The 6,676-nt window shown below is 61.6% G+C and carries 6 protein-coding genes and 1 tRNA gene; 5 read left to right on the top strand and 2 right to left on the bottom strand.

What is annotated here, in order from left to right; all coding sequences use genetic code 11:
* Positions 1–32: 32 nt before the first annotated feature.
* The 4 genes from G4923_RS00855 (at position 33) to G4923_RS00840 (ending at position 3,724) form a co-directional block, all read left to right on the top strand.
* A complete protein-coding gene (locus G4923_RS00855) occupies positions 33–1,376 on the top strand; it encodes a dihydroorotase (RefSeq protein WP_106887180.1) in 1,344 nt (447 codons plus the stop codon).
* Positions 1,377–1,587: 211 nt separating this feature from the next.
* A tRNA-Pro gene (locus G4923_RS00850) sits at positions 1,588–1,664 on the top strand.
* Between the two features lie 133 nt (positions 1,665–1,797).
* Positions 1,798–2,268, top strand: a complete 471-nt coding sequence (locus G4923_RS00845) for a CC0125/CC1285 family lipoprotein (protein ID WP_163134997.1) — start codon at positions 1,798–1,800, stop codon at positions 2,266–2,268.
* 202 nt (positions 2,269–2,470) lie between these two features.
* On the top strand, positions 2,471–3,724 hold the full coding sequence (locus G4923_RS00840) for a dicarboxylate/amino acid:cation symporter (protein ID WP_162520068.1): 1,254 nt from the start codon (positions 2,471–2,473) through the stop codon (positions 3,722–3,724).
* A 54-nt stretch (positions 3,725–3,778) separates the two neighbouring features.
* On the opposite strand, the gene G4923_RS00835 is transcribed toward G4923_RS00840, so the two are convergent.
* Entirely contained in the window at positions 3,779–4,225 is a 447-nt protein-coding gene (locus G4923_RS00835) for a methyltransferase family protein (RefSeq protein ID WP_111913738.1), read from the bottom strand.
* 176 nt (positions 4,226–4,401) lie between these two features.
* Here G4923_RS00835 and alr point away from each other — a divergent pair, with 176 nt between their 5' ends.
* Positions 4,402–5,628: an alanine racemase gene (gene alr, locus G4923_RS00830; protein WP_111913739.1), complete on the top strand. Its 1,227-nt coding sequence runs from the start codon at positions 4,402–4,404 to the stop codon at positions 5,626–5,628.
* A 52-nt stretch (positions 5,629–5,680) separates the two neighbouring features.
* Here the strand turns inward: alr and G4923_RS00825 are convergent, their stop codons facing one another.
* A complete protein-coding gene (locus tag G4923_RS00825) occupies positions 5,681–6,640 on the bottom strand; it encodes a TerC family protein (protein WP_106887185.1) in 960 nt (319 codons plus the stop codon).
* Between the last annotated feature and the right edge of the window lie 36 nt (positions 6,641–6,676).

The following is a 6,676-nucleotide window of genomic DNA, read 5'->3' as shown; positions in this document are numbered from 1 at the left end:
CACAATTCCCGGCAAAGGAACTGGAACCCCCCATGAACAAATTGCTTATCAAGAATGCCACCCTGGTCAACGAAGGCCGCATCTATGCTTCCGACGTCTTGATCGAGGGTGAGCGGATCGCCCGTATCGCCCCGGACATCAGCGCCCCCGATGCCGTGGTGATCGATGCCGCAGGCCGTCACCTCATCCCCGGGATGATCGATGATCAGGTCCATTTCCGGGAACCTGGCCTGACCCACAAGGGGACCATCGCCAGTGAATCCCGGGCCGCCGTCGCCGGTGGCACCACCAGTTTCATGGAAATGCCCAACGTAAATCCCCAGACCACCACCATCGACGCCCTCGAAGCCAAATACCAGATAGCCGCCAACTCCGCCGCCGCCAACTACAGCTTCTACCTGGGTGCCACCAACGACAACCTGGAAGAGATCAAGAAGCTGGATCCCAAGCAGTCCTGCGGCATCAAGATCTTCATGGGAGCCTCCACCGGCAACATGCTGGTGGACAACCAGGAGACACTGGCGGCCATCTTCCGCGAGAGCCCGGTGATGATAGTGACCCACTGCGAGGACACCCCCTCCATCAAGGTGCTGGAAGACGAGGCCCGCGCCAAGTGGGGCGAGGATGTGCCCATGCGCGAGCACGGCCGCATCCGCAGCGCCGACGCCTGCTACAAATCCTCCAGCATGGCGGTGGGGCTGGCGAAGCAGTACGGTGCCAAGCTGCACGTGCTGCACCTGACCACCGCCAAGGAGCTGTCGCTCTTCACCGCCACCCCGGATCTGAAGGATCTCAAGGACAAGAACATCACCGCCGAGGTGTGCGTCCATCATCTGTTCTTCAACGAGGCGGACTACGACACCCTGGGCAGCCAGATCAAGTGCAACCCGGCGGTGAAGAGCGCCGCCGACCAGCACGCCCTGTTGGATGCGGTGCGCAACGACGTGCTCGACATCATCGCCACCGACCACGCCCCCCACACCTGGGAAGAGAAGCAGAACAGCTACTTCAAGGCGCCGTCCGGCGTGCCCCTGGTGCAGCACTCCCTGCAGGCGCTGCTGGAGCTCTACCACAACGGTGTCTTCTCGCTGGAGACTATCGTCAAGAAGACCTCCCACGCGGTGGCCGAGCGCTTCCAGGTGCAGGATCGCGGCTACATCCGCGAGGGCTACTTCGCAGACCTGGTGCTGCTGGATCTCGGCAAGCCCTATGTGGTCAACGACAGCAACCTGCTCTATCTGTGCGGCTGGTCGCCCTTCAATGGCTACCGCTTCCAGAGCACCATAGAGATGACCCTGGTCAACGGCCAGATCGCCTGGCAGAACGGCCAGGTCACCGATCAGGTATTGGGCAAGCGGCTCACCTTCAACCGCTAAGCCAGTCATCGCTGATACCAAACGGCCGCCCACCAGGGCGGCCGTTTTTCATGCAAGACGGCGGCGGGGTGCTGACAAAATGCGCGACTGGTCGCACTTTGATCCGAAGTTGCTCGCAAAGCAGGCAAACGATCTCGGCGCGGGATTTCCCCTGTTGACAGGGTCGGGGCATCTCCATAAACTCCCTCCCCGTCAGCCGAGCTGACTCCGTCGGTGTGTAGCGCAGCCAGGTAGCGCATCTGCATGGGGTGTAGAGGGTCGGAGGTTCGAATCCTCTCACACCGACCAAATTCCCCGAGAAAGGCCTTGTCAAACGACAAGGCCTTTTCTTTTTGTCTCTCCAAGGCAACGCCCTGGCAGGCGATTGTCTCATGAGCGCCGTTGTGCTGTAGTGACCTCCTCTCAGCCAAGGGCCAGTTCCATGTCACCAAGCTCCCCCCTCTTGTTCGTCCTCGCCCTGTGCGGCTCGCTGCTGCTCGGCGGCTGCGCCACCGCCTATGACAGCGAAAAGTCCTTCTGGAACGGCCAGACAGGCTTCTCCCAGACCCAGCTCGGGGAGACCCGCTGGCAGCTGGAGTTTGTGGGCAACGATCTGGTGGACAGGGAGACGGCCCGCAAGTACGTGCTCAAGCGAGCGGGGGAGATTGCGCTGGCGCAGGGGTATGCCTGGGTGCAGGTGCAGTCGCTGACCCTGTCGCGGGATGCGGTCAGGGTGACCCCGAGCCGCCCCCAGTTCGGCTTCGATGAGTACGAACCCGACACCTTCATGGACGAGATGCAGGTAGAGCATCGCACCTCGGCACTGCTGATCTTCTCCCTCGGGAGAGCCCCATTGGACGACCAGAGCCTGGAAGCCATTTATCTGGCAAAGATGAAAACAAACAGTGATTAATATAATTAATTTACAAGATCTACATCACATACAACTAATTGCAACATAAAGTTCTGATATAAGTCGCTGGATTTCCCCTCCATGATTAGGCATGCTGCCAGCATACCGGCTGTCAGGATTCCATGGCCCGGATCACAAAAACGGACTTAGGTGGCACCAAACCCACCTGCACAGGCACTGCACATATCGAGACTGTCCCCCCATGAAAATGAACAAATTGACCGTTGCCATCCTCATTGCGATGTTGCTTGGCATTTTTACCGGGCAAGGCTATCGCCTGTTTGCCCCGGCCCAGGCCGCCACCTTTGCCAGTGACATCACCATACTGACCGACATCTTCCTGCGCCTCATCAAGATGATCATCGCCCCCCTGGTGTTCACTACCCTGGTGGTCGGCATCGCCAAGATGGGCGACACCCGCACCGTGGGCCGCATCGGCGCCAAGACCCTGGGCTGGTTCATGCTGGCCTCCCTGATGTCATTGACCCTGGGGCTGGTGATGGTGCACCTGATGCAGCCAGGGGTCGGCCTCTCCCTCTCCCTGCCCGATGACGGCGCCAGCTCAGGGGTGGCCGCCACCGCCATCTCCCTCAAGGACTTCGTGACCCACGCCATCCCGAAAAGCGTGATCGAGGCCATGGCCACCAACGAGATCTTGCAGATCGTGGTCTTCTCCCTCTTCTTCGGGCTGGCCGCCGCCGCCCTGGGGGATGCCGCCAAACCCGTGGTCAAGCTGATGGCAAGCAGCGCCGAGATCATGCTGAAGGTGACCGGCTATGTGATGAACTTCGCGCCTTTCGCGGTGTTCGGCGCCATCGCCGCCATGGTCGCCAAGGAAGGGCTCGGCATCCTCGCCACCTATGGCACCTTCATGGCCCAGTTCTACCTGGCCCTGGCCTGCCTCTGGCTGCTGCTCATCGCCATGGGCAGCCTCTTCATCCGTCGCCGCATCCTGACCCTGCTGGCCATGATCCGCGAGCCCATACTGCTCGCCTTCTCCACCGCCAGCTCCGAGGCCGCCTATCCCAAGACCCTGGACAGGCTGGAGAAGTTCGGCTGTGACAAGCGCATCGCCAGCTTCGTGCTGCCCATGGGCTACTCCTTCAACCTGGACGGCTCCATGATGTACTGCACCTTCGCGGTGATGTTCATCGCCCAGGCCTATGGCATAGAGCTCAGCATGGCCCAGCAGATCACCATGCTGCTGCTGCTGATGGTCACCTCCAAGGGGATGGCCGGGGTACCGCGCGCCTCCCTGGTGGTGATCGCCGCCACCCTGAACCAGTTCCAGATCCCGGAGGCCGGCATACTGCTGCTGCTCGGCATAGACCACTTCCTCGACATGGGTCGCTCCGCCACCAACGTGCTGGGCAACGCCATCGCCGCCAGCGTGGTGGCCAAGACGGAAGACAGCCTGGGAGAGACCCAGCCCGAGGGCGAACTCGCCAAGGCTTGAGTCAAGGACACCCAGCAAAAGGCCCGCAACTGCGGGCCTTTTTTCGTTTGGCGGTCAGCACCAGCGCCTCACCCGCCGGCAGTACTGCACATAGCTGATGCCGAAGCGGGCGCGCAGGGCACGCTCTTCCGGCAAGATCTGAAAGCGGGTGAGCCAGCCCAGCAACAACAGCGGCCCGAGCCAGACCCAGGGGCCCCCGAGATAGCAGGCCAGCGCCAGCAACCAGCAGAGCAGCCCCAGGTACATGGGGTTGCGGCTGATGCGATAGACCCCCCGGGTCACCAGCACCCGGCTCTGCTGCAAGCGGATTGGATGGACGCTGGTACGCTCCCGGCGAAAGTGCAGCAGCGCCCCGCCCCCCAGCACGGCCCCTACCAGCAGCAACGCCGTGCCCAGCACCAGCAAAACCCCGCTCCCCCTATCCTCCCCCCGTCCCAACCACATGGCAAGGGCGAGCAGGACAAAGAGCAACAAGGGCGGAATACGCAGCTCGAAACGCATATTTTCTTCCTGCAACAAGTGCCACAAATGACGCCATTGCGATACACTCGCAGCGTCGGCATCTGGGTAAAAAGTGAAACATATCATTAGCATAGCAACATGCTGACCCAGCCATGCCGCGGCCCGCATCTGACAGGGGCCCATCCTCAACGAAACAATAAAAAAGGAACCATCCCATGCACAAGAAAACCCTGCTCGCAACCCTGGTCTTCGGGTTGCTCGCCGGCCAGGCCGTCGCCGCCCCCTATCTGCCCCTGGCCAGCGACACCCGCAACGGTCAGGAGCAGACCGCCGCCAACGCCTGGCTGGAGGTGGATTTGACCGCCTTCGAGCACAACATCCAGACCCTCAAGGATCGTCTCGGCGACAAGGGCCCGCAGATCTGCGCCATCATGAAGGCCGACGCCTACGGTCACGGCATCGATCTGCTGGTCCCCTCCGTGGTCAAGGCGGGCATTCCCTGCATCGGCATCGCCAGCAATGAAGAGGCCCGCGTGGCCCGCGAGAAGGGCTTCGAGGGCCGCCTGATGCGGGTCCGTGCCGCCACCCCGGCCGAAGTGGAGCAGGCCCTGCCCTACAAGCTGGAAGAGCTGGTGGGCAGCCTGGAGAGCGCCAAGGGGATCGCCGACATCGCCCAGCGCCACCATACCACCATTCCGGTGCACATAGGTCTGAACTCCGCCGGCATGAGCCGCAACGGCATCGATCTTCGCCAGGCGGACGCCAAGGAAGATGCCCTGGCCATGGTCAAGCTCAAGGGGATCACCCCGGTCGGCATCATGACCCACTTCCCGGTGGAAGAAAAAGAGGACGTCAAGCTGGGGCTGGCCCAGTTCAAGCTGGACTACCAGTGGCTGATCGACGCGGGCAAGCTGGATCGCAGCAAGCTCACCATACACGCCGCCAACTCCTTCGCCACCCTGGAAGTGCCGGACGCCTACTTTGACATGGTGCGCCCGGGCGGCATCATCTACGGTGACACCATCCCCTCCTACACCGAATACAAGAAGGTGATGGCGTTCAAGACCCAGGTCGCCTCGGTGAACCACTACCCGGCGGGCAACACCGTCGGCTATGACCGCACCTTCACCCTCAAGCGTGACTCCCTGCTCGCCAACCTGCCGCTCGGTTACTCCGACGGATACCGCCGTGCGCTGAGCAACAAGGCCTATGTGCTGATCCAGGGCCAGAAGGTGCCCGTGGTGGGCAAGACCTCCATGAACACCATCATGGTGGACGTGACCGATCTCAAAGGGGTGAAACCCGGTGATGAAGTGGTGCTGTTCGGCCGTCAGGGTGAGGCCGAGGTGAAGCAGGCGGATCTGGAGGAGTACAACGGCGCCCTGCTGGCGGACATGTACACCATCTGGGGCTACACCAACCCCAAGAAGATCAAGCGCTAAGCACAGATCTGAAATGAAGAAGGGCTCCCTAGGGAGCCCTTTTTGCGGGTGCTTACACCGTCTTCTGGTCGGTCACTTTCTTGCGGGTCACCCAGAGGCTAAGCCCCATGGAGGCCAGCAGGATCAGCGCAACTACACCAAGCGCAATGCCGGTCGGTATCTTGAAGATGTCGAGCAGCAGCATCTTGACCCCGATGAACATCAGGATCAGCGCCAGACCGTATTTCAGCAGGGCGAAGCGTTCGGCGACGCCGGCCAGCAGGAAGTACATGGCGCGCAGGCCCATGATGGCGAAGATATTGGAGGTCAGCACTATGAAGGGATCCGTGGTCACCGCGAAGATGGCCGGTATGCTGTCCACCGCGAAGATGAGATCGCTCACCTCCACCAGCACCAGAATGAGCAGCAGCGGGGTGGCATAGCGCACACCGTCACGCCAGACGAAGAAGTTCTCCCCCTCCAGGGTCTCGGTCACCTTGAAGCGGCGACGCATCCAGCCCAGCAGCGGGTTGTTGGCGAGATCCGGCTCCTTGTCGGCGGCCCACAGCATCTTGACCCCGGTCAGCAGCAGGAAGGCGCCAAACAGGTAGAGGATCCAGTGGAACTGCTCGATGAGCCAGCTGCCCGCGAACACCATGCCGGCGCGCATGACGATGGCACCCAGTACCCCGTACAGCAGCACCCGGCGCTGCAGCTCGGCCGGAATGGCGAAGTAGCCAAACAGCATCAGCCAGACGAAGACGTTGTCCACCGCCAGCGCCTTCTCGATGAGGTAGCCGGTGAGGAACTCCAGCCCCTTCTCGTTGGCGATCTCGCGCCCGGCACTGTGATCCAGCCAGAGCCAGATGGCCAGGTTGAACAGCAGGGCCACGCTGACCCAGACCAGGGACCAGATCCCCGCCTCTTTGAGGGACACCTTGTGCGCCTTGCCGCCGCCGACAAAGCGGATGTCAATCCACAACAGGACCAGCACTATGCTGAAGAAACCGGTCCACATCCACCATTCACCCATTTTTCACTTCTCCCAAAACGACAAAACCCACGACCG

It is taken from the genome of Aeromonas rivipollensis (assembly GCF_010974825.1).
Lineage (GTDB): Bacteria > Pseudomonadota > Gammaproteobacteria > Enterobacterales > Aeromonadaceae > Aeromonas > Aeromonas rivipollensis.
The sequence above is the reverse complement of the archived record's forward strand: the minus strand, read 5'-3'. Positions and strand labels throughout refer to the sequence as shown.